Origin of the sequence: Shimia sp. R9_2 (assembly GCF_017743735.1) — a bacterium.
Taxonomy (GTDB): Bacteria; Pseudomonadota; Alphaproteobacteria; order Rhodobacterales; family Rhodobacteraceae; genus Shimia.
The window spans coordinates 373,719-395,199 of sequence record NZ_JAGHRO010000003.1 but is presented as its reverse complement, the minus strand read 5'-3'; the positions used below and the strand labels follow the sequence as shown (position 1 = coordinate 395,199).

21 protein-coding genes are annotated in these 21,481 nt (G+C 59.6%); 11 read left to right on the top strand and 10 right to left on the bottom strand.

Going from position 1 to position 21,481, the window contains the following annotated elements:
- Positions 1 to 27 precede the first annotated feature (27 nt).
- Both J7400_RS10525 and J7400_RS10520 read right to left on the bottom strand, forming a co-directional pair.
- Positions 28 to 480 (bottom strand): GNAT family N-acetyltransferase, encoded by a 453-nt coding sequence (locus tag J7400_RS10525; protein WP_209062876.1) that lies wholly within the window; start codon positions 478 to 480, stop codon positions 28 to 30.
- A complete protein-coding gene (locus tag J7400_RS10520; protein WP_209062874.1) occupies positions 477 to 1,418 on the bottom strand; it encodes a nucleoside hydrolase in 942 nt (313 codons plus the stop codon). Before J7400_RS10520 ends, J7400_RS10525 begins: the two co-directional genes overlap by 4 nt.
- 290 nt (positions 1,419 to 1,708) lie before the next feature.
- On the opposite strand from J7400_RS10520, the gene selD reads away from it, so the two are divergent.
- A complete protein-coding gene (gene selD, locus J7400_RS10515; RefSeq protein WP_247738736.1) occupies positions 1,709 to 3,910 on the top strand; it encodes a selenide, water dikinase SelD in 2,202 nt (733 codons plus the stop codon).
- On the opposite strand, the gene mnmH is transcribed toward selD, so the two are convergent.
- Both mnmH and paaZ read right to left on the bottom strand, forming a co-directional pair.
- The gene (mnmH, locus tag J7400_RS10510) at positions 3,911 to 4,951 is read right to left on the bottom strand and encodes a tRNA 2-selenouridine(34) synthase MnmH (protein WP_209062871.1); all 1,041 of its coding nucleotides are present in this window, start codon (positions 4,949 to 4,951) and stop codon (positions 3,911 to 3,913) included.
- Positions 4,952 to 5,037: 86 nt separating this feature from the next.
- Positions 5,038 to 7,065, bottom strand: a complete 2,028-nt coding sequence (paaZ, locus tag J7400_RS10505; RefSeq protein ID WP_209062869.1) for a phenylacetic acid degradation bifunctional protein PaaZ — start codon at positions 7,063 to 7,065, stop codon at positions 5,038 to 5,040.
- A 120-nt stretch (positions 7,066 to 7,185) separates the two neighbouring features.
- On the opposite strand from paaZ, the gene paaI reads away from it, so the two are divergent.
- The 4 genes from paaI (at position 7,186) to J7400_RS10485 (ending at position 10,042) form a co-directional block, all read left to right on the top strand.
- Positions 7,186 to 7,614: a hydroxyphenylacetyl-CoA thioesterase PaaI gene (paaI, locus tag J7400_RS10500; RefSeq protein WP_209063054.1), complete on the top strand. Its 429-nt coding sequence runs from the start codon at positions 7,186 to 7,188 to the stop codon at positions 7,612 to 7,614.
- A 21-nt stretch (positions 7,615 to 7,635) separates the two neighbouring features.
- The gene (gene paaK, locus J7400_RS10495) at positions 7,636 to 8,937 is read left to right on the top strand and encodes a phenylacetate--CoA ligase PaaK (RefSeq protein WP_209062867.1); all 1,302 of its coding nucleotides are present in this window, start codon (positions 7,636 to 7,638) and stop codon (positions 8,935 to 8,937) included.
- 4 nt (positions 8,938 to 8,941) lie between these two features.
- Complete coding sequence (locus tag J7400_RS10490) at positions 8,942 to 9,574, top strand: TetR/AcrR family transcriptional regulator (protein WP_209062866.1); 633 nt, start codon at positions 8,942 to 8,944, stop codon at positions 9,572 to 9,574.
- A 93-nt stretch (positions 9,575 to 9,667) separates the two neighbouring features.
- Positions 9,668 to 10,042 carry a hypothetical protein gene (locus J7400_RS10485; protein WP_209062864.1) on the top strand — a complete coding sequence of 125 codons (375 nt, stop codon included), beginning with the start codon at positions 9,668 to 9,670 and terminating at the stop codon, positions 10,040 to 10,042.
- A gap of 49 nt (positions 10,043 to 10,091) precedes the next feature.
- Here J7400_RS10485 and J7400_RS10480 read toward each other — a convergent pair whose 3' ends face one another.
- The 6 genes from J7400_RS10480 to pcaF form a co-directional block, all read right to left on the bottom strand.
- The gene (locus tag J7400_RS10480; RefSeq protein WP_209062862.1) at positions 10,092 to 11,162 is read right to left on the bottom strand and encodes a 2Fe-2S iron-sulfur cluster-binding protein; all 1,071 of its coding nucleotides are present in this window, start codon (positions 11,160 to 11,162) and stop codon (positions 10,092 to 10,094) included.
- Between the two features lie 10 nt (positions 11,163 to 11,172).
- Positions 11,173 to 11,634 (bottom strand): 1,2-phenylacetyl-CoA epoxidase subunit PaaD, encoded by a 462-nt coding sequence (paaD, locus tag J7400_RS10475; protein ID WP_209062860.1) that lies wholly within the window; start codon positions 11,632 to 11,634, stop codon positions 11,173 to 11,175.
- Between the two features lie 124 nt (positions 11,635 to 11,758).
- On the bottom strand, positions 11,759 to 12,523 hold the full coding sequence (gene paaC, locus J7400_RS10470; protein ID WP_209062858.1) for a 1,2-phenylacetyl-CoA epoxidase subunit PaaC: 765 nt from the start codon (positions 12,521 to 12,523) through the stop codon (positions 11,759 to 11,761).
- Positions 12,523 to 12,807 (bottom strand): 1,2-phenylacetyl-CoA epoxidase subunit PaaB, encoded by a 285-nt coding sequence (gene paaB, locus J7400_RS10465; protein ID WP_209062856.1) that lies wholly within the window; start codon positions 12,805 to 12,807, stop codon positions 12,523 to 12,525. The genes paaC and paaB overlap by 1 nt, the downstream gene beginning before the upstream one ends.
- A 9-nt stretch (positions 12,808 to 12,816) precedes the next feature.
- Positions 12,817 to 13,794: a 1,2-phenylacetyl-CoA epoxidase subunit PaaA gene (gene paaA / locus J7400_RS10460; RefSeq protein WP_209062854.1), complete on the bottom strand. Its 978-nt coding sequence runs from the start codon at positions 13,792 to 13,794 to the stop codon at positions 12,817 to 12,819.
- Between the two features lie 36 nt (positions 13,795 to 13,830).
- The gene (gene pcaF / locus J7400_RS10455) at positions 13,831 to 15,036 is read right to left on the bottom strand and encodes a 3-oxoadipyl-CoA thiolase (RefSeq protein WP_209062852.1); all 1,206 of its coding nucleotides are present in this window, start codon (positions 15,034 to 15,036) and stop codon (positions 13,831 to 13,833) included.
- Positions 15,037 to 15,587: 551 nt separating this feature from the next.
- On the opposite strand from pcaF, the gene napF reads away from it, so the two are divergent.
- From napF to J7400_RS10425, 6 genes are all read left to right on the top strand, one after another.
- Complete coding sequence (napF, locus tag J7400_RS10450) at positions 15,588 to 16,154, top strand: ferredoxin-type protein NapF (protein WP_209062850.1); 567 nt, start codon at positions 15,588 to 15,590, stop codon at positions 16,152 to 16,154.
- 8 nt (positions 16,155 to 16,162) lie between these two features.
- A complete protein-coding gene (locus tag J7400_RS10445; protein ID WP_247738735.1) occupies positions 16,163 to 16,393 on the top strand; it encodes a chaperone NapD in 231 nt (76 codons plus the stop codon).
- Positions 16,394 to 16,406: 13 nt separating this feature from the next.
- Complete coding sequence (gene napA / locus J7400_RS10440; protein ID WP_209062846.1) at positions 16,407 to 18,896, top strand: nitrate reductase catalytic subunit NapA; 2,490 nt, start codon at positions 16,407 to 16,409, stop codon at positions 18,894 to 18,896.
- Positions 18,897 to 18,968: 72 nt separating this feature from the next.
- Positions 18,969 to 19,403, top strand: a complete 435-nt coding sequence (locus J7400_RS10435) for a nitrate reductase cytochrome c-type subunit (protein WP_209062844.1) — start codon at positions 18,969 to 18,971, stop codon at positions 19,401 to 19,403.
- A gap of 23 nt (positions 19,404 to 19,426) precedes the next feature.
- Positions 19,427 to 20,128, top strand: coding sequence for a NapC/NirT family cytochrome c (locus J7400_RS10430; protein WP_209062842.1), 702 nt, complete (start codon positions 19,427 to 19,429; stop codon positions 20,126 to 20,128).
- Positions 20,129 to 20,633: 505 nt separating this feature from the next.
- Positions 20,634 to 21,479 (top strand): YihY/virulence factor BrkB family protein, encoded by an 846-nt coding sequence (locus tag J7400_RS10425; protein ID WP_348540166.1) that lies wholly within the window; start codon positions 20,634 to 20,636, stop codon positions 21,477 to 21,479.
- The last annotated feature ends 2 nt before the right edge of the window (positions 21,480 to 21,481 follow it).

The following is a 21,481-nucleotide window of genomic DNA, read 5'->3' as shown; positions in this document are numbered from 1 at the left end:
CCGCTCCAGAAATCCAGAGGCTTTGCGTCAGCGTTTCGCGCGGGTCATCAAAGCGAAGCGGTCACGTCGCGTGAACCCTGCGCGCTCATAGAGCTTCTGCGTGGAGGCATCCTCGCGATCCACTTCGATATGAAACGCAGTTATGCCATTGTTTTCAAGCGCTTCACAGATGCTGTAAAGCGCGCTGGAGGCCATGCCACGGCCGCGCACATTGGGACGGATGTAGAATTCGTCGATGGCGGCGTCCATTCCGGCAAACTCCACCGACCAGCTGAAGGTCACCACAAGATAGCCAACCGGGGCGCGGCGCGGGCCGATCAGGTAGGCGCTTCCGTAGGGCGAACCATTTAGCAGTGGCACCAGCGCGTCGGCGCGTTTTTCTGGCGAGCTTGCCATGTGCATCTCAGCGTGAAATGCGGCCACAAGTGCGTCCAGGCGGTGAAAATCTGCCTCGGTAGCGAGATGTACGGCGCCGCTCATAGTCGTGCGAGCCTTTCGGTGAGCAGGCCGAAGAAGCCGTCAGCATCCACGTCGCCGATGAACAGTGCGTTGGGTTTGCGGTCGGTGACGCCCCACCAATCGGCGACGGTCATGCCCATAGTCAATTCAGACTGGGTTTCGATCTCCACATTGATGTGGCGGCCGGTGAACAGATCGGGCTTGATCAGATAGGCGGTGACGCAGGGATCGTGCAGCGGTGCGCCTTCTGAGCCGTATTTCTCGCGGTCAAAACGTTCAAAGAAATCAGTCATTTCCGCAACTGCGACACCGGCTTTGGTGCCCAGCGCGCGGAAGGCGTCGTTGCGTGGTTTGGTCACCAGTGCCTTATGGGTGACATCGAGCGGCATGACCACAATCGGAACGCCGGATTTGAACACGATATCAGCGGCTTGCGGGTCCACATATATGTTGAATTCGGCTGCGGGCGTGATGTTGCCCACCTCAAAGTAGGCACCGCCCATCAAGACAATTTCCTGAACCTTTTCAATGATATCAGGTGCTTTCTCAAAAGCGGTCGCGATGTTGGTGAGCGGGCCAAGCGGGCAGAGCGTGACGGTGCCAGCTTCATGTGCGCGCAGGGTTTCGATAATGAATTCAACGCCGTGCATGTCCTGAAGCGGCATTTCAGGATCGGGAAGCACGGGGCCGTTGAGGCCGGTTTCGCCGTGCACGTGCTCAGCGGTCACCAGAACGCGGCCCATTGGGCGCTCACATCCGGCGAAGACCTTCACGTCGGATTTGCCTGCTAACTCACAGACAATACGCGCATTTTTGGCGGTCAAAGAGAGCGGCACGTTGCCAGCAACGGCGGTGATGCCGAGAACGTCGATCTCCTCGGGGCTGGCCAGCGCCAGCAGAATGGCGACGGCGTCGTCTTGCCCGGGGTCCGTGTCGATGATGATCTTGCGCGCGCTCATAGCCGTCCTCTTTGATGGTTGAGAGCGCACACTTACAATGTGGGCAGGCGATGTCTAGCGGCCATGGCGCTGGCGGGGTTAATTCTTTACCGTTCGGTCGAAATCCGCTCACTTTTGGCTTCGGTATCGCGTCGGTATCGCGGAGGTGCCGTTTTGCGCCGCATTGCAGCGCAACACCGCGCAACAGGCAGGTTTTCGTCGCCGTAAATCACGTTTTGGTAGAAGGGTGTTACAGGGCGTTGGCTTGGGGTATCCAAGGGCAAATTGGACGGATGAGGCACAGAGACAGAATGCCGATGACTGCTGACAGGATGCTGACCCGCGATCTGGTTCTGGTGGGGGGCGGCCATGCCCATGCGCTGCTGTTGCGCATGTGGGGGATGCAGCCGGTGGCCGGTGTGCAGGTCACGCTGATCAATCCCGGACCGACGGCGCCTTATTCGGGGATGTTGCCGGGGCATATTGCCGGGCACTACAGCCGGGAGGCGCTTGATATCGATCTGGTGAAGCTGGCAGCATGGGCCGGTGTTCGGTTGATCGATGGGGCGGCAACCGCGATTGACCCTACGGCACGGGTTGTGACGGTAGAGGATGCCATCCTTGGAACGCGCGAAATCCCCTACGATGTTGCGTCGCTGGACGTAGGGCTGCATGCGGTTACGCCTCATATTGCCGGATTTGCCAAATACGGCGTCGGGGCGAAGCCCTTGGGGCTCTATGCTGACAGATGGGCGGGGTTCCTCAAACAAGTCGAGATGGGACAGGCCGAAGGCCGCGTGGCGGTGATTGGCGGCGGGGTCGCCGGATCGGAACTGGCAATGGCAATGGCGCACCACCTGCGCCAGATCGGCCGACCGGGCGGGGTGCATCTGATCGAGGCGGGGGCACGGCTTGGCACTGGCGTGCCGGGAGCGGATGCGCCATTGCGTGCGGCCATGTCAGCGCTTGATATCACGGTGCATGTGAACGCGAAGGTGAGCCAGGTGCGTGCGGATGCGGTGGCCCTGAAGGGCGCTGAGGATGTGACCTCTGAGTTCACTGTGGCAACCGCGGGTGGTTTTGCCCATGACTGGGTTGCGGGCTCAGGGCTTCCCTGTGACGCGGATGGTTTTGTGCAGGTGGATGACCGGCTGTTGGTTGAGGGGCAGGAAGGTCTGTTTGCCGTAGGTGATTGCGCGCATCTGCTGGCATCGCCGCGCCCCAAGGCTGGCGTATTTGCGGTGCGGGCCGCGCCGGTTCTTCTGGCCAATATTCGCGCTGCGCTGACCGGAGGTAGCTATGAGGTGTTCCGTCCGCAGGGGGATTACCTGAAGCTGATCTCGCTGGGGGGCAAAGAGGCGATGGCTGCGAAATGGGGTCGTGTGCTGCGCGGACCGGCCAAGACGCTGTGGACCCTCAAGGATGGGATCGACCAGAAATTCATGCGCCAGTTTGACGAGCTGCCAAACATGGCGACCGCCACCAAACCTGAGCTGGTAGCACAGGGCGGCCCTTCGCTGGGTGCGGATCAGATGTTGTGCGGCGGCTGTGGGGCCAAAGTGGCACCCAAACAATTGGCACAGGCCGTGGCGGCATTGCCAGTGGGAACGCGCGATGATGTGTTGAGCGGTCCGGGAGATGATGCGGCGGTGTTGCAGATGGGCGCGGCGCGTCAGGTGATTTCCGTCGATCATCTACGCGGCTTTATCCAAGATCCCGGGCTGATGGCGCGGATTGCGGCGGTGCATGCTTTGGGAGATGTCTGGGCCATGGGGGCTGCGCCGCAGTCTGCGCTGCTTTCTGTGACGCTGCCGCGCATGATACCAGAGCTGCAGGCGCGGGCGATGGCCGAAATGATGCAGCAAACCGATTTGGTGGTGCGGCAGGCAGGGGCCGAGATTGTCGGCGGACATTCGACCATGGGGGCTGAGCTGTGCATTGGCCTGACCGTCACGGGATTGCTCGACGGCGCGCCGATCACGGTGGCGGGTGCGAAAGCCGGGGATCGCTTGATCCTGACGCGGCCCATCGGTTCCGGCACGCTGCTGGCGGCGATGATGCAAGGCAAAGCGCAAGGGGCGGATGTGACCACCGCGCTGGCGCAGATGGCGCAGCCGCAGGGAGATGCGGCTGCGATCCTGCGGGGTGCCCATGCGATGACGGATGTCACGGGCTTTGGCCTGGCCGGTCATTTGATGGCTATCTGCAAGGCCTCCGAACTGGCGGCGGCGCTCGATCTGGCCGCGGTGCCGGTTTATGGCGGTGCCGAAGCGCTGGCAGCCGCAGGGCACCGCAGCACGATCTACAATGACAACGCGGCGCATACGACGGTGTTTGGCGGGGAGAGCCCACGGGCGGTGTTGCTGCATGATCCGCAGACTGCGGGTGGCCTGTTGGCGGCAGTGAAGGCGGAGGAAGCGGCAGGCTTGGTGGTGCAGCTGCGCGCGCTGGGGCATGACGCGGCGGTGATCGGCACCCTCACTGAGGGCGGCCCGTCCATTACCCTGATCTGATCACTCCGCAGCGATCAGTTCGGCGGCAGTGGCGGCCAGCGTATCCTGAGACAAATCTTGCAAGGAGATCTCCTTGGCGGCCGGAGCGTGCGCGCGGCTGATGCGGGCGTAGCGCGGGTCGTAATGCGTTGTCACCAGAGCCTGAATGAGGGGCGCAAAATCACGGGCCTGCGCTAAGGTCTGCCACTCTTGCACGGTTTCATGGCCGTGATAGCGGGTCAGCTGGCTCAGCACATCGGCGAGTTTGGCGCTGTCTTCCAGCATGTCGGGATAGGCGGTCATCAGATGGGTGACACGGGCCTCTAAAGGGGCGGTGAGGCGCAGATTGGGCGCGGCGATCATGGCCTGCCAGAGGGCTGGCGGGATGATCAGGCGGCCAATCTTGGAGCTTTCGGCCTCCACATAGACCGGACGGTCCGGCTTGAGCGCGGCGAGGCCCATAGCCAGCCGGCTTTCAAAGGCTTTCTGGCTCGGCTGCACCTCTGAGATCGGGCCAAAGAGAGAGCCGCGATGGGCGGCCATGGCCTCCAGATCGAGCGTTTGAGCGCCTTGGGCTGCGAGGTGATGCAAAAGACGGGTTTTGGCCGTGCCTGTGCCGCCGTCGATCACCACCACAGGGCAGGGCATCGTGCCATCATACAGCGCCTTGGAGACCAGACGGCGATAGGCCTGATAGCCGCCCACCACCGTGTCCGCGCGCCAGCCGATTTGTTTGAGGATGATGGCCACGGAGCCTGAGCGCTGGCCGCCGCGCCAGCAATAAACCAAGGGTTTGTAGCTGCCTTCACGATCCGCAAGCGGGCCCTCAAGATGCGCAGCCATATTGCGCGACACCAACGCAGCTCCGATTTTGCGGGCTTTGAACGGGTCTTCTTGCACATAGATCGTGCCGACGCGGGCGCGTTCCTCATTGGAAAGCGCAGGCAGGTTGATCGCGCCGGGCATGTGATCCTCGGCAAACTCGGCTGGGGAGCGCACATCGATGACCTCGTCAAACGGCAGGGTGGCGAGGTCGGCAAGCTGGGTGAGCGCGAGGGGCATGGGCGGGTCCGAAGTGGTTGCAGGCCAATGGGTAGCGCGCCGTATGCCTTTGAACAAGCGGCTTATTGCGGCCCCTTGGCGGGCTGCTAGTAGGCCACCATGGTCAGGAGCTCATATTCGGCCACCGCCTCATCATCCTGATTGGTGAGGCGCACGTGCCAGCGGACCTCGCCGTACTCGTCATTGCGCTTGGTTTTCTGCTTCACGGTAAGCGCGACCTTGATGCTGTCACCCGGAACCACCGGTTTCATGAAGCGCAGGTTATCAAGGCCGGTATTGGCCAGCACAGGGCCTTCGTTGGGCTCGACAAAAAGACCAGCGGCGAAGGACAGCAGCAGATACCCGTGGGCGACGCGGCCGGGGAAGAAGGGATTTCGGGCGGCGGCTGCCTCGTCCATGTGGGCATAGAAAGTGTCGCCGGTGAAATGGGCAAAGTGTTCTATGTCCTCAAGCGACACTTCGCGCGATGCGGTGTGCAGGGTCTCGCCGGTCTGCAGTTCTCCAAAACTGCGGGTGAACGGGTGGGCAGGCGCGGGCTGTTGGATGGCACCGGGCACCCAATGGCCGGTGATTTTGGCGAGCATGTCGGGGCTGCCCTGAATGGCGGTGCGCTGCATGTAGTGTTTGACGGCGCGAATGCCGCCCAGTTCCTCACCGCCGCCAGCGCGCCCGGGGCCGCCGTGGGTCATATGGGGCAGGGGCGCGCCATGCCCTGTGGCCTCGGCCATGCTGTCGCGGTTGTTGATGTAGATGCGGCCATTATAGGCTGCGCTGCCCAGCGCGACGTCGCGGGCAACATCCGCATCCTGTGTGATCAGTGAGGTGACCAGCGAGCCTTGTCCCTTATTGGCCAGCGCAATGGCGTGGTCGAGCGTGCGATAGCTCATGATGGTGGAGACCGGGCCGAAGGCTTCGGTACCATGGGCATGGGTGGCGGTGTCCGGATCGGCGCAGTGAAACAGCATGGGCGGCACAAAGGCGCCCTTGGCGAGGTCGCTGGCAAGTTCCATGTTTCCGGCCCCGTCAAACACCTGTTCGCATTCGGTGGCGAGAAGCGCGGCCTTGGCATGTACATCACGTTTCTGCGCGGCGGAGACCAAGGCCCCCATCTGGGTGTTGGGGGCGCGGGGATCTCCGATCAGGGTGTCGGACAAGCGCTGACTGAGCGCGTCTATGACGCTTTCGGTCGCGCTTTCCGGCACGATGATGCGGCGGATGGCGGTGCATTTTTGCCCCGCTTTGTTGGTCATTTCCTGCGCGGCCTCTTTGATGAAGAGGTCAAATTCCGGTGTGCCCACTGTGGCGTCCGGCCCAAGGATGGAGGCATTGAGGCTGTCGGCCTCTGAGGTGAACCGGGTTGAGTTCCGCAAAATCAGCGGGTTGGAGCGCAGTGCTAATGCGATCTGGGCGGAGCCGGTGAAGGCCACAGCATCCTGACAGCTGAGATGATCGAGCATGTCGCCAAGGCCGCCGGAGACCAGCTGCAAAGCGCCTTTGGGAAGAATACCGCTGTCGATGATGAGACGCACGCAAAGCTCGGTGACATAACAGCTGGCGGTGGCGGGTTTTACAATGGCGGGCACACCGGCCAAAAGCGTGGGGGCGAGTTTCTCAAGCATGCCCCAGACCGGAAAGTTGAAGGCGTTGATGTGGATCGCGACGCCTTTCAGCGGTGTGCAGATGTGCTGGCCCAGAAAGCTGCCGTTGCGGGAGAGTTGCTCGACCTCGCCATCGGGAAAGACCGTGCTGTCGGGCATCTCGCGGCGGCCTTTGGAGGCGTAGACCAACATGGTGCCGATGCCGCCGTCGATGTCGATCAGGTGATCGGTTTGCGTGGCTCCGGTATGAAAGGAGAGATCATAAAGCGCCTGACGGTGTTCGCGCAGATGCAGCGCCAATGCCTTGAGCATGCGGGCGCGGTCATGGAAGGTCATCTGGCATAAGGCTGCGCCGCCGGTCTTGCGGGCGTAAGACAGCATCAACTGCACATCGAGCGTGTCATTGCCCGCAGTTGCGAAAGGCGCGCCGGTGATCGCGCAGTCAATTGCGCGCGCGGCGCTGTTTGGCGCAATCCACTGGCCTGCGGCAAAACTTGCCACCTGATGAATGGACATGGCTGCCCCTCCCTGAATGTCTCCTCTGGTTATTTATTGACCAACCGTTCGGTTTATGCAAGCTGGGAGAGAGGAACATCGCGCAGGGGAGGCAGTGATGGGGAGGACGCGATGGGAGAGCTGACGCCAAAGGCGCGGGCTGAAAAGGCTGCGGCGGCGATGTGGGCGAATGATCGCGCGAGCCAGCATATCGGCATGGAGATTGCCGAGGTGGATGCCGGGCGTGCAGTGCTGACGCTTACGGTGCGGCCTGAGCATTGCAATGGACATGGGATCTGTCACGGCGGCATCACCTTTATGCTGGCGGACAGTGCCTTTGCCTTTGCGTGCAACAGTCGCAATCAGATGACGGTCGCGCAGCATAACGCCATCAGCTACCTCGCGCCAGGACAAGAAGGCGATGTGCTGCGGGCCGAGGCGCGGGAGATCAGCCTCACCGGCCGCAGCGGGCTATATGATGTTACCGTAACCAATCAGGACAATCAGGTGATTGCCGCCTTTCGCGGGGCATCGCGTGCGGTCAAAGGTGCGGTATTTGAAGAAGACTAGCGGGGAACTTGGGAGGGTTTCATGAAGGATTTGTCACCACGGCGGGAGGAGCTGGAGCCAATCGAAATTGCCTCGATTGACGAAATCCGGGCGGTGCAGCTCGCGCGGCTGAAATGGTCTCTGCGCCATGCCTATGAGAATGTACCGATGTACCGACTGCGGTTTGATGCGGCGGGCGTGCATCCGGATGATCTGAAATCGCTCAGCGATCTGGCGAAATTTCCCTTCACCCACAAAGACGACCTGCGCGACAACTATCCCTTTGGCATGCTGGCAGTGCCACGAGCGCAGATTGCCCGGCTGCATGCCTCTTCCGGCACCACGGGCAAGCCTACGGTGGTGGGATATACGCAAAAGGACATCGACAATTGGGCGGATTTGATGGCGCGCAGCCTCCGGGCGTCGGGATTGCGCGCGGGTGACATGATCCACAACGCCTATGGATATGGGCTGTTCACCGGCGGGCTGGGCGCGCACTACGGGATTGAGCGTCTTGGGGCGACGGTGGTGCCGATGAGTGGCGGGCAGACCGAGAAACAGGTTGGGTTGATCACAGATTTCAAGCCGGATGGGATCATGGTGACGCCGAGCTATATGCTCAACATTCTGGAGGCGTTTCAGGCGGCCGGGATTGATCCGCGAGAGAGTTCGCTGAGCGTTGGGGTGTTTGGGGCGGAGCCCTGGACCGATGCGATGCGCAAAGAGGTGGAAGCCGCCTTTGATATGCATGCGGTCGACATCTACGGGCTGTCGGAGATCATGGGGCCGGGCGTGGCCAACGAATGTGTGGAAACCAAAGATGGGCCGGTGATCTGGGAGGATCATTTCTATCCGGAGATCATCAACCCTGAGACCGGCGAAGTGGTTGCAGACGGGGAAATTGGCGAGTTGGTGTTTACCACCCTGACCAAAGAAGGCCTGCCAATGGTGCGCTATCGCACGCGCGATTTGACCCGGCTGTCGCCCGGCACGGCCCGCTCGATGCGCCGGATGGAGAAGATCACGGGGCGCAGTGATGACATGATTATTTTGCGCGGGGTGAATGTGTTCCCCTCACAAATCGAGGAACAGGTGCTGGCCACGGAGGGGCTTGCGCCCTATTACCAGATCGAACTTTACAAAGACGGTCGGATGGACGCGATGCGGGTGCATGTTGAGGCGCTGCCGGAAGCGGGCAACACAGAAGAGGCTACGCGGGTTTTGAGCAAACATATCAAAGCGATGATCGGCGTTTCTGCAGCGGTTTCTGTGGGTGCGCCTGGCTCGGTGGAGCGCTCTCAGGGCAAAGCGCGGCGGGTTGTTGACCGGCGGAGCGAAGGCTGAGCCCATGGCGCGTACAATTGCCAAAGATCACGATCAGAAGCGGGCGCATATCCTGAAGGTGGCGGCAAAAGTCTTTGCCGCCGAAGGGTTTGACCGCGCGTCGATGACGGTCTTGGCAAAGGCCTGCGGCGTCTCCAAGGCCAATATCTATCACTACTACAGCGGCAAGGATGCCTTGCTGTTTGATGTGCTGGACAGCTATCTGCGGGCGTTGCGTGATCGGGTTTGTGGTTTGGAGCTGGCGGAGATGGCACCTGAGGCGCAGCTGCGCGCACTGTTGCGTGAAATCCTGCTGGCCTATCAGGGTGCTGACGATGAGCATCGGGTGCAGAGCAGCGGCATTGCGCGCCTGCCTGAGGCAGAGCAGCAGGTGCTGCGCGGTTATCAGCGTGACATGGTGGCGGTGATGAAGAGGGTTGTGGCGGCCAATGCGCCAGAGCTGTTTGCCGAGGATGCAGCGCGCCTGCATGAAACCACCATGTCGATCTTTGGCATGCTGAATTGGTACTATATGTGGCAGAGCGCTGCGGATCAGGCCGCGCGGCTGCGCTATGCGGATGTGGTGGCCGATCTTGTGCTGAACGGGATCACAGGGACCGCTGGAAACACTGGCACCGCCGGGGGCGGGAAACCCTGACCTGACAAAACATCCTTAATATGCGTTAATATTTGCACTGGTCAGCGCCGGTGTTAAGATTTGTTTTTTGGTTAATTTGTTTGAGGGATTTTCATGAAGACCTATATGAAATCTGTTGTTTTGGTAACGGCGCTGGCTGGGCCGACCTTCACGCAAGCCGATCCGTCCTTTGGTTTTGGCGTCACTCTTGTGTTTGGCGGCGACGTGGCTGCGGGCGTTCGCGTTTTCAGTGATGACGAGCCGGAAAGTGCGGTTTTGGCGATCGGGGCGGATTATAAGTTTGGCTCCGGTGCGATCCGGCCGACGGTGGGTGCGGCCTATCTGGATGAGGATTTCTACGTCGATTTCAGCCTTGGATATGATCTCGGCATCGGTGCGCTGGATTATGGCATCGGTATTGGCGGCGCGTTTGACACTGAAGAGGAAAGCTCAGGCTCTCCCGCGCCATCCACCGACGGTCCGACTTAAGAAAAGGTCATAGATTGTAGATTGTTAGCGCCTTGAATTTAAAGCGTTCTCATTCGTCATATGACACCACCACGCGGTCGCTGAGCGGGTAGGATTGGCACGACAATACGTAGCCTTTCTCCACCTCGTAATCCTCCAGCGCGTGGTTGGTGTGCATGTCAACCTCGCCTTCAAGCACGCGGCAGCGACAGGTGGCGCAGACGCCCGCCTTGCAGGCATAGGGCACGTCAAGTGACTGCGCACGCGCCGCGTCTAGAATGGCGGTGTTCTGATCCATGGTGATGGTCTGCGTGGCACCATCCAGCGTGATTGTAGCAGTCACTTTGTCAGCCTCTGAGGTCGTGCTGGCCGCTTTCTGTCTGGCGCGGCCGGGCTGGCTGCTGGCGAAAAGTTCAAACTTGATCTGCTCTTTGGCAAGACCGTGATCCTGCAGCGCTTTTGCGATGCCAAGTATCATCGGTTCCGGCCCGCAGATGAAGGCGGTGTCGACGCTTGTGATGTCGATCCATCCGGAGCCAAAGAGCTGCGCGCATTTCTCCTCTGTCACCAGCCCGGTGAAGAGGTCGATTTCCTGACTGTCACTTTCCAGCACGTGGATCACGTTGAAGCGGCCCATGTAGAGGTTTTTGAGGTCTTCGAGTTCCTCGCGGAACATGATCGTGGTGACGCCTTTGTTGGCGTAGATCAGGGTGAAATTGGCGCGTGGTTCGCGGCTGAGGGTGGTTTTGATCAGGGAAAGCACCGGTGTGATGCCGGAGCCTCCGGCAAAGCCGAGGTAGGTTTTGGCCTTGTCTGCGTCTAGGACTGTGAAAAACGTGCCCATGGGTGGCATGGCAGAGAGCGTGTCGCCGATTTTCAGGTCGGTATTGGCCCATGTGGAAAAGGCCCCGCCATCAACCCGTTTGATGCCAACCTGCAGCACGCCGTCGTCTTTGCCCGCGCAGATCGAATATGAGCGGCGCAGCTCTTCGCCGTCAAAATCTCGCTTGAACGTCAGGTATTGGCCTTGGGTGAAATCAAACACTGCCGCGTCATCTGCTGTCGGGGCGAGGGTGACCACCACCGCGTCCCGGATGGTTTTTTGTATGTCTGTGACTGTGAGGGCATGAAAACGCGCCATGGTGGTCTCCTCAGATGCATTTGAAGTGGTCAAAGGGTTCCAGGCAGCTCTTGCAGCGCCAGAGAGATTTGCAGGGCGTGGAGCCAAATTGACTTATCTTTTCAACCGCTTCTGCGTTGCAGTTCGGGCAGCATTCTGGGCGGCCAGAGGGTGTCGGAGGCGCGATGCCATAGGCTTTGAGCTTGGCGCGGCCCTGATCTGTCATCCAGTCGGTGGTCCATGCTGGGCTGAGCTGGCTGCGCAATTTGAGGTCGGTGATGCCGTGGTCTCGCAGAGCGGTTTCGATATCGAGGTTGATGATCGAGGTGGCGGGGCAGCCGGAATAGGTGGGGGTCACGGTGACGATGAGCGTGTCATCTTCGTATGTCACATCGCGGATCACGCCGAGATCGGTGAGCGAGATCACCGGAATTTCGGGATCAGGGATGGCGTGGAGCCAAGACCAGACGGTATCTGTCGACGGCAAAGACATGGTATGACCTATCATGTTTTGCCCAGCGGCCGAACCGAGGGGTGGAAGCGAAACGCCCGCCCCGTGGGGGCGGTTCGGGCGCTGTTCAGGGCAAAGCCCTGAATTGGGTGGCAGTAAAGCGGCATCACCACGTTGCCCCCGGATAGGCGCGCTGCAGCCACTGCATTTGGGTCAGCAAATGCCCGAGGTGTTCGGTGTGCGTCTGACCAGTGCGACCACCTTTGTGCGCAAATGTGCTTTCCGGGACCGTCAGCGTGGCCTCAGCGAGTACTCTGCCCACCAGAGCGTCATATTCAGTGCGCAGGTTGGCGGGATCGGGGGCGATGCCGGCCTCGGCCATGGCGGCATCCACCGGATCGCTGGCAAACATCTCTCCAATGTAAGGCCAGAGCCGATCGAGCGCGGCTTGCATACGGTTGTGGCTTTCCTCGGTGCCATCGCCAAGACCAACCACGGTGTCAGCTGACCGCTCCACATGATAGGCGGCTTCTTTACTGGCTTTCTCCGCAATCTCAGCGACGCGCGGATCTGAGGATTTTGCCAGACGGGGCAGGTGGATTGACTGGAAGGCGTCAAAGAGGAATTGGCGCATCAGGGTTTGGCCAAAATCGCCATTGGGCAGCTCGACCAGTAGGAGATTGCGGAAATCCCAGACGTCGCGCAAAAAAGCGAGGTCGTCGGCGGTTTTGCCGTCGCCCATGACCTCTGCGGCATAGGTGAGCCAGAGCTGGGTTTGGCCCATCAGGTCGAGCGCTGTGTTGGCGAGCGCGATGTCTTCTTCGAGCACGGGCGCATGGCCGCACCATTCAGAGGTGCGGTGGCCGAGGATCAAGGCGTTGTCGCCCATCCGCAGCAGGAATTCAGTGAGCTGTGTTTTATCCTGATCCATCACATATGCCCCACGTCATCAGGGATGTCGTAGAAGGTGGGGTGGCGGTAGATTTTGCTCTCAGAAGGTTCATAAAGCGGGCCTTTCTCGGACGGGGCCGAGGCAGCGATATTGTTGGCTTCAACCACCCAGATGGACACACCTTCGTTGCGGCGGGTGTAGACATCGCGTGCGTTTTTGATCGCCATTTCTGCATCTGGCGCGTGCAGAGAGCCGACGTGGCGGTGGCTTAGGCCATGTTGGCCACGGATGAAGATTTCCCAGAGGGGCCATTCTTTGGACATGTCTGCCTCCTATTCCGCAGCGGTTTTGCGGGCGCGTTTCTTTTCTGCATGGGCCAGCAAGCCCTCGCGCACCCATGCGCCGTCGTCCCACGCCTTGTTGCGTGCCTCCAGCCGTTCGGTGTTGCAGGGGCCGTTGCCTTTCAGGACGTCAAAGAACTCTGACCAGTCAGGCTCAGAGAAGTCGTAGCCGCCTTTCTCCTCGTTCCACGCAAGGTTTTCATCCGGCACGGTGAGGCCGAGGAATTCGGCTTGTGGCACAGTTTGGTCGACGAATTTCTGGCGCAGCTCGTCGTTGGTGTTCATCTTGATTTTCCACGCCATGTTCTGGGTGGAATGCACCGACTCTGCGTCAGAGGGGCCAAACATCATCAGTGAGGGATACCAGAACCGGTTGAGCGCATCCTGCGCCATGCGGCGCTGCGCCTCGGTGCCCTGAGCCATCTTCATCATGATGTCAAAGCCCTGACGCTGGTGGAAACTTTCCTCTTTGCAGATGCGGATCATGGCGCGGGAATAGGGGCCGTAGGAGGTGCGTTGCAGCGGTACCTGATTCATGATGGCCGCCCCATCCACCAGCCAGCCGACTGCGCCGATGTCAGCCCATGTCAGGGTCGGGTAGTTGAAGATGGAGGAGTATTTCATCTTGCCGGACAGGAGCTGCTCGGTCAGGTCATCGCGGCTCACGCCCAGGGTTTCAGCTGCGCAGTAGAGGTAGAGGCCGTGGCCGGCCTCATCCTGTACTTTGGCGAGCAGGATCATCTTGCGCTCCAGCGTAGGGGCGCGGGTGATCCAGTTGCCTTCGGGCAGTTGGCCCACGATCTCGGAATGGGCGTGTTGCCCAATCTGACGGATCAGGGTTTTTCTGTAACCTTCGGGCATCCAATCACGCGGCTCGATCTTGATGTCGGCATCAATGCGGGCCTGAAACTCCGCTAGCTTTTGCGGATCATCCTGGCTGGCTTCTGACTGGATCATCTGAGCGTACATGATTGGTATCCTCCTCTGGCGTCGGGCTGAGAATTGTCAGACCCTTTCGAGAATAAGTGCGGTGCCCTGGCCAACGCCGACACACATGGTGCAAAGCGCGTAGCGGCCGCCGGTGCGTTTGAGCTGATAAGCGGCGGAGAGCACGAGGCGCGCGCCGGACATGCCCAGCGGGTGGCCGATGGCAATGGCGCCGCCGTTCGGGTTCACATGGGGCGCGTCATCGGCCACGCCGAGTTCCCGCAGCGATGCGAGCCCCTGAGCCGCGAAAGCCTCGTTCAATTCTATCACATCCATCTGCGCGATGGTGAGACCTGTGCGCTTCAAAATTTTGCGCGTGGCCGGTACCGGGCCGATGCCCATCACGCGCGGCGCAACGCCTGCGGCAGCCATGCCCACGATGCGGGCCATTGGGGTGAGCCCGTTGGCAGCGGCGGCAGCTTCGGTGGCCATTAGGAGCGCAGCGGCGCCATCGTTTACGCCGGAGGCATTGCCCGCGGTGACGGTGAGATGAGCGCCATTCACGCCGCGCAGTTTGGCGAGCTTTGCAGCGTCTGTGCCGGGGCGAGGGTGCTCATCTGTGTCGACAATCAGCGGATCGCCCTTGCGCTGGGGAATGGTCACCGGGGTGATCTCTTCAGCGAAATATCCGGCGGAATGAGCCGCAGCCCAGCGCGCCTGAGAACGGGCGGCAAAGGCGTCCTGATCTTCGCGGTTGATGTTATAGTCTTCGGCAACATTGTCCGCGGTTTGCGGCATGCTGTCGGTGCTATACATGGCCTTCATTTTCGGGTTCACAAAACGCCAGCCGATGGTGGTGTCAAACACCTCATTGGCACGCGAAAACGCGGTGGTGGCTTTGGGCATCACGAATGGCGCGCGGGACATGCTTTCCACGCCGCCCGCGATGGCCATGTCGTAGTCACCCGCGCGCAGACCGCGCGACGCCATGCCGACCGCATCCATACCAGAGGCGCAGAGGCGGTTGATGGTGGTGCCGGGCACGTCGGTCGGCAGGCCTGCGAGCAGGGCGGCCATGCGCGCCACATTGCGGTTGTCTTCGCCCGCCTGATTGGCAGAGCCGAAAATTACGTCATCCAGTGCAGCCCAATCGACTTGGGGATTGCGCGCCATCAATGCGGCGATGGGCGCTGCGGCGAGATCGTCTGTGCGCACCGAAGAAAGCGCCCCGCCGTAGCGGCCAATGGGGGTGCGTGTGGCATCACAGATAAAAGCGTCTGACATGGTTCCTCCCGGGATCTCTGCGTTTCGGCACGTGCCGCGATCCCTTGTGTTTTCCTAAGCGTCGGTTCGATTCGTCGCAAGTTAAAGTTACGTTATCTGGTCTGTGTAGATTTTTGTGTAACGCTTTCCGTTACCAAAATCTGCACATGCTTCGCAAATGAAACAAACAACTTTAATGAGTTGAAGCGTGAACTCGAAAAGGGACCTCGCGTCGTATTGCTGTGCGCTAAGGTCTTTTTGAGGGGGGGGCTGAGGTAGCGGAACGCGATGCGTCTTAGCGCTCTCTGCCGAAATGCTTTGAGAGTGCCAAAAAATCGATGCGCCAAACATGCATGTTTTGACACACGCATAGCTTGAGGTGTACGCTGGGGAAGTCGCGAATATGCAGTTGTAATTGTTGAGTTTAATCTCTGCCTCGGCAGATAAAAGCTTCACTAAATCGGCGCATAATGATCTAGGTCAATTACGCCAGCCTATTTGTGGCGCAAGAACGCACTTACGACTTCAAGACCCGAACAGAATTTTTCTACGGTGTTTACGTGACGTTAGAGATGCGACATTCGCCTGAGCGCCGTGCCCTTTTGACCGGGCAGTTTGCGCAAACGCAGGCGCTGCGTCCACCGGGCGCACTTGAGAGTGGGCTGTTTGAAGAGACCTGCTCCCATTGTGGAGACTGCGCGGCGGCATGCCCGCAAGCCATCATTAAAGCAGATGACGCCGGCTTTCCTGTGGTGGATGTGAGCGACCGCGCTTGTGAGTTCTGTAACGCTTGCTCTGACGTTTGCACCGCTGGTGCGATCCTGCCTGCGACAGGATGGGAGGTACGCGCGGTTGTCGCGGAGAGCTGCCTCTCTTTGCAGGGGGTGATGTGCCGCACTTGCGAAGATCATTGCGACGAAGGCGCCATTCGGTTTCGCCTTATGACAGGGGGGCGGTCGCAGCCCAATATTGATGCGGATGCCTGTAGCGGATGCGGGACCTGTGTTGCGCCTTGTCCGGCAGATGCCCTGTCGCTTCACCATCCTGCGCCCGCAGCCGCGGCGGAGGACGAGACTTCCCCAGCCAGCCTTACCCAAGCCAGCGAGATGCCAAAATGTACAATATCTGCGGATGCCTAGTTCATGCGATGCCTGAGCGTGTCTCAGAAATCGTCGCTGATATCAAAGCCACGGAAGGCTGTGAGGTGCACGCCCAGGAAGAGGGGCGGATTGTCACCACTGTTGAAGACACCGAGACCAGACGGGCCTCGGAGATCATCATGGATATGCACCAGATCCCCGGCGTGATCACCATCACGCTGACTTATCACCATTTCGAACCAAGCGGCGCGGATGCAGCCGCATCCAAAACGCTCTGAAGGAGGTCTAGCCATGACATTGCCAACGTCCCGACGTAGTTTCCTGAAGGCCTCGGCCGCTGCGGCCACGGCCTCTGCCGCAGGGATCACCCTGCCCAAAGAGGCGCAGGCGCAGGTGGGCACGCCCGATATCCGCTGGGACAAAGCGGCCTGCCGGTTCTGCGGCACGGGCTGTTCGGTTCTGGTGGGGGTCAAGGATGGCAAAGTGGTTGCCACCCAAGGCGACCCGAAAGCCGAAGTGAACCGTGGCCTGAACTGTATCAAAGGCTACTTCCTGTCCAAAATCATGTATGGCGCGGACCGGCTGACCCAGCCGATGCTGCGCAAGACCAATGGTGTCTATGACAAGGAAGGTGAGTTCACCCCGGTGAGCTGGGATGAAGCCTTTGACATCATGGAAGAGAAATTCAAAGCCGCGCTGAAAGACAAAGGTCCGACCGGCATCGGCATGTTCGGCTCTGGTCAGTGGACGGTCTGGGAAGGCTATGCCGCCGCCAAGCTGATGAAAGCGGGCTTCCTGTCCAACAACATCGACCCGAATGCGCGCCATTGCATGGCCTCTGCGGTGGTCGGCTTTATGCGGGCCTTTGGCATTGATGAGCCGATGGGCTGTTATGATGACCTTGAGGCGGCGGACACCTTTGTGCTCTGGGGCTCCAACATGGCGGAGATGCACCCGATCCTGTGGTCGCGCATCAGCGACACACGCCTGACCAAGCCCGGCGCGCAGGTGCATGTGCTCTCCACCTTTGAGCATCGCTCGTTTGAGCTGGCGGACAATGGCATGATCTTCACGCCGCAGACAGACCTCGCCATCCTGAATTACATCGCGAATTACATCATCGAAAATGACGCGGTGAACTGGGACTTTGTGAATAAAAACGTCAACTTCACCAAAACCGCGACCGATATCGGCTATGGCCTGCGTCCTGAACATGAGCTTCAGCAGGCGGCGGCGAACCCGAACAGCGGCAAGCTCGAAGCGATCGATTTTGAGGCTTACAAAGAGTATGTCAGCGAATACACGCTGGAATATGTAAGCGAGCTGTCCGGTGTGCCGGAGAGCAATCTGCTGCGACTGGCACAGCAGTACGCCGATCCGGACCGAAAGGTGATGAGCCTCTGGACCATGGGCTTCAACCAGCACTCCCGTGGCTCTTGGGTGAACGGTTTGATGTACAATGTGCACCTGCTGACCGGTAAGATTTCGGAGCCGGGCAACTCGCCATTCTCCCTGACCGGGCAACCTTCGGCCTGTGGGACGGCGCGTGAGGTGGGGACATTTGCCCACCGTCTGCCAGCTGACATGGTGGTGGCCAATGATGAGCACCGCGCGATTGCCGAGAAGAAGTGGAAACTGCCCAGCGGCATCCTGAACGCCAAGCCGGGTTCCCATGCTGTTCAGCAGAACCGAGACCTGAAAGACGGCAAGATCAACGCCTATTGGGTGCAGGTGAACAACAACATGCAAGCCGCGCCCAATATGAATGAGGAAGGCTACCCGGGCTATCGCAATCCGGACAACTTCATTGTGGTGTCTGATCCTTATCCGACGGTCACTGCATTGGCAGCAGACCTGATCCTGCCCACAGCGATGTGGGTGGAAAAGGAAGGCGCCTTTGGCAATGCGGAGCGCCGCACGCAATTCTGGCGTCAGCAGGTGGATGCACCCGGTGAGGCAAAGTCGGATCTGTGGCAGCTGATGGAATTCTCCAAACGCTTCACCACTGATGAGGTTTGGCCAGCCGACATTCTGGATGCCAACCCCGAGTTCAAAGGCAAATCCCTGTTTGATGTGCTTTTTGCCAATGGGCAGGTCGACAAATACGCGCTTTCTGAGACCGCTGAGGGCTTTGCCAATGCGGAATCTGAGGATTTTGGCTTCTATGTGCAGAAAGGCCTGTTTGAGGAATACGCCGCCTTTGGGCGGGGTCACGGGCATGATCTTGCGGACTTTGACGTCTATCACGAGGAGCGCGGCCTGCGCTGGCCTGTGGTTGATGGCAAGGAGACCAAATATCGTTTCCGCGAGGGCTATGATCCCTACGTGAAAGAAGGCGAGGGCGTTAAGTTCTACGGCCACAAAGACGGCAAGGCGAAGATCATCTTTGCCCCATATGAGCCGCCAGCGGAAGTTCCGGATGAGGAGTTCAATATGTGGCTAGTCACCGGTCGTGTGCTGGAGCACTGGCATTCCGGTTCCATGACCCGGCGTGTGCCGGAGCTGCACCGGGCCTATCCTTATGCGCAGGTGTTCATGCACCCAGAGGACGCCAAGGAGCGCGGCCTGCGACGCGGGCAGGAGATCACTATCGCCACACGCCGTGGTGAGATGCACAGCCGGGTGGAAACCCGGGGCCGCAACCGGATGCCGCGCGGCGTGGTGTTTGTCCCGTGGTTTGATGAGGGCCAGCTGATCAACAAGCTGACGCTGGATGCGACCTGTCCGCTGTCCAAGGAAACGGACTTCAAAAAATGTGCCTGCAAGGTGGAGCGCGCCTGAGGGGCGCTCACCCAACATAGCCAGCGCGGGGCGCGGCCCAAGGCCACCCCCGCAAGCTACGGAGATTGTAAGATGAGAAAATACAGTTTTGTCAGCACCTTGGCAGCGGTTGCTGTGGTTGTGGGCAGCGGTTTTGCGATTGCGGATCAGGCGGGCACCGTGAAGAGCCTACGCAATGATCAGATTGACCACATCAACCGGATTGATGAGGTTCTGCATCAGGAGAGTCGCCGGTTTGTGCGCAACTATCGCCAGCAGCCGCCGCTGATCCCGCATTCCATCGATCAGTATCAAATCGATCTGAGCGCCAACCAGTGTCTCGCGTGCCATGACTGGAGCAATGCCGGGGATCGTGGGGCACCGACGCTGTCGATGACCCACTATCTGGGGCGTGAGGGCGAACAGCTTGATCAGGTCGCGGGCACCCGTTGGTTCTGCAACCAATGCCACGTGCCGCAGGCCAACACGCCGCCGTTGGTGGAGAGCACCTTCACCCCGTCCCAATAACGCAGCAGGAAAGGAGTTGAGACATGTCTGATCATGACGACAAACCCGGCTTTTTCCGGCGTGTGTGGCGCACGGTGACATCGCCCACGACAACCTTCTCTCTGGGTGGGTTGCTGATCGGGGGCTTTGTGGGGGGCATCCTGTTTTGGGGTGGCTTTCACTGGGCGCTTGAGCTGACCAACACCGAGGAGTTCTGTGTCTCTTGCCACGAGATGGAGACCAACTTTGTCGAGTACAAAGAGACGGTGCATTACAACAACCACTCCGGTGTGCGGGCGACCTGTCCGGATTGCCACGTGCCAAAGGAATGGCAGCACAAGATCAAAGCCAAGATTCTGGCCAGCAAAGATGTGTATCACACGCTGGTGGGCACGATTAACACGCCGGAGAAATACGAAGAACACCGGCTCGGCATGGCGTCCAAATCCTGGGTGAAAATGAAGAAGTCTGACAGCCGCGAATGCCGCAACTGCCACAACTTCGAATATATGGATTTCACCATTCAGGAGAACCGCGCGGCGGCCAATCACCAGCAGGCGCTGGATGAAGGCAAAACCTGTATCGATTGCCACCAGGGCATCGCTCATAATCTGCCGGAGAACTATCTGGAAACCTACCGGTCGCTGGTGGAAGAGATGGCTGAGGCCGGGGAGATACCGGCGCCCAAGGGCCGTGACGTGGCGCGCGCGCAAAGCGATATCCAATCCTATCTGGGTGCAAACTAACGCATCCACAAAGCAGGGTTTCAGGCGTCCCAGGTTGGGGCGCCTTTTTTTTTTTCTGTGCGGTGCTTGATGGCGGGTGGGGGATTTGGTGCTGGCTCCTTGGAGTAGAGCCAGCACCAGCCTTGGTTCTGTGAGTGGTCTGGCATGGGCACAGACATTGCAAAACCGCCAAGGCGTAGCGATCTTGCGCCCAACCAGCGCCACCGGGAGGGAGAGCGCGCGCCGGTCGTCCGAGGCCACGCAACACATTTGGAGAGGCTGCTGCATGACCCTTAAGGAAGGTTGCGGCTGTGTCCCCAGATCGCGTCTTCCCTCTGAGACCAGTGTTAGAGCCAGTTTCTGAAAATATCCTTTTAGACTGTCATCAGTTTTTAGCTGTATTTACCTAAAATTTTAGGAGGCGACCCAAATCCCCTACGTCAGAGCTGGGATTGTTGGATTGGGGTCATGGAAAACCCCTTTTATTCAATCTATTATAGTGGCGAACTGAAGTCGCTGAATGTGAGTGGGTCTGTTGAATTTCCTGCAAAGTTTTTTTGAAGCCGTCCGCAGATTTGGGTCAAAAGGCGGCGCTGTGCGCAGCTCGCACCTTGCGCTGTCCTTTCTCTTTGCGATTTTTCCCTTCTGTCTGTTTGCGCTTTCATTGGCGGGGGTGCTGAGCCCGCAGGCGCATATCGACGATGTGGTCGAGTTCACCATTGGCGCCTGGCCGGATGCGATTGCGGATTCCATTGAGAGCGAGCTGCGCGCGGTGCTGCAGGCGGGGAGTTCCACGCTGACCTTCGGGGCGGTTCTGGCGATCTTTTTTGCCTCAAACGGGGTGCAGGCCATCCGGTTGGTGATCACGGATGCGTATCGCGATGAGGATCCGCGGCCGTTTTGGAAAACGCGCGCACTGGCAATCCTGTTTGTGATTGCGGGGTCTGGCGTGATTGTCGTGGCCGGGGCGTTTAACGTGATTGTGCCGTTGGTGGTGCACTACTTTGATGATCTGGTCCCATGGTTGAGCCAATCGATTTTGAGCAACGAACAGTTCCGTCAGATTTTCACCTTATCCGTTTCGGTTTTCTTCCTGTTTGCCTGTCACAAATGGCTGCCAGGCATGCCGCATTCATCGCGCGAGCTGTTGCCGGGGATCTTGCTCTGTATTGTCCTGTGGTGGGCGGTTTCCAAAGGGTTTGGGTTCTACCTCAGCCGGTTTTCGACCTATTCGGTGACCTATGCGGGGCTTGCCGGGATCATGTCGACGCTGGTCTATCTCTATCTGATGTCGGCGATTTTTGTTCTGAGCGCGGAATTCAACGGCCAGCTGATGGATGCGCGCAAGATGCAGGAAAGCGGCGGCGCCTAGGT

What these genes read in the sequence shown, in the direction of transcription:
- J7400_RS10525 (WP_209062876.1), bottom strand. Translation starts at nt 480, where the DNA reads ATGAGCGGCGCCGTACATCTCGCTACCGAGGCAGATTTTCACCGCCTG.
- J7400_RS10520 (WP_209062874.1), bottom strand. Translation starts at nt 1,418, where the DNA reads ATGAGCGCGCGCAAGATCATCATCGACACGGACCCCGGGCAAGACGAC.
- selD (WP_247738736.1), top strand. Translation starts at nt 1,709, where the DNA reads ATGCCGATGACTGCTGACAGGATGCTGACCCGCGATCTGGTTCTGGTG.
- mnmH (WP_209062871.1), bottom strand. Translation starts at nt 4,951, where the DNA reads ATGCCCCTCGCGCTCACCCAGCTTGCCGACCTCGCCACCCTGCCGTTT.
- paaZ (WP_209062869.1), bottom strand. Translation starts at nt 7,065, where the DNA reads ATGTCCATTCATCAGGTGGCAAGTTTTGCCGCAGGCCAGTGGATTGCG.
- paaK (WP_209062867.1), top strand. Translation starts at nt 7,636, where the DNA reads ATGAAGGATTTGTCACCACGGCGGGAGGAGCTGGAGCCAATCGAAATT.
- J7400_RS10490 (WP_209062866.1), top strand. Translation starts at nt 8,942, where the DNA reads ATGGCGCGTACAATTGCCAAAGATCACGATCAGAAGCGGGCGCATATC.
- J7400_RS10485 (WP_209062864.1), top strand. Translation starts at nt 9,668, where the DNA reads ATGAAGACCTATATGAAATCTGTTGTTTTGGTAACGGCGCTGGCTGGG.
- J7400_RS10480 (WP_209062862.1), bottom strand. Translation starts at nt 11,162, where the DNA reads ATGGCGCGTTTTCATGCCCTCACAGTCACAGACATACAAAAAACCATC.
- paaD (WP_209062860.1), bottom strand. Translation starts at nt 11,634, where the DNA reads ATGTCTTTGCCGTCGACAGATACCGTCTGGTCTTGGCTCCACGCCATC.
- paaC (WP_209062858.1), bottom strand. Translation starts at nt 12,523, where the DNA reads ATGGATCAGGATAAAACACAGCTCACTGAATTCCTGCTGCGGATGGGC.
- paaB (WP_209062856.1), bottom strand. Translation starts at nt 12,807, where the DNA reads ATGTCCAAAGAATGGCCCCTCTGGGAAATCTTCATCCGTGGCCAACAT.
- paaA (WP_209062854.1), bottom strand. Translation starts at nt 13,794, where the DNA reads ATGTACGCTCAGATGATCCAGTCAGAAGCCAGCCAGGATGATCCGCAA.
- pcaF (WP_209062852.1), bottom strand. Translation starts at nt 15,036, where the DNA reads ATGTCAGACGCTTTTATCTGTGATGCCACACGCACCCCCATTGGCCGC.
- napF (WP_209062850.1), top strand. Translation starts at nt 15,588, where the DNA reads ATGCGACATTCGCCTGAGCGCCGTGCCCTTTTGACCGGGCAGTTTGCG.
- J7400_RS10445 (WP_247738735.1), top strand. Translation starts at nt 16,163, where the DNA reads ATGCCTGAGCGTGTCTCAGAAATCGTCGCTGATATCAAAGCCACGGAA.
- napA (WP_209062846.1), top strand. Translation starts at nt 16,407, where the DNA reads ATGACATTGCCAACGTCCCGACGTAGTTTCCTGAAGGCCTCGGCCGCT.
- J7400_RS10435 (WP_209062844.1), top strand. Translation starts at nt 18,969, where the DNA reads ATGAGAAAATACAGTTTTGTCAGCACCTTGGCAGCGGTTGCTGTGGTT.
- J7400_RS10430 (WP_209062842.1), top strand. Translation starts at nt 19,427, where the DNA reads ATGTCTGATCATGACGACAAACCCGGCTTTTTCCGGCGTGTGTGGCGC.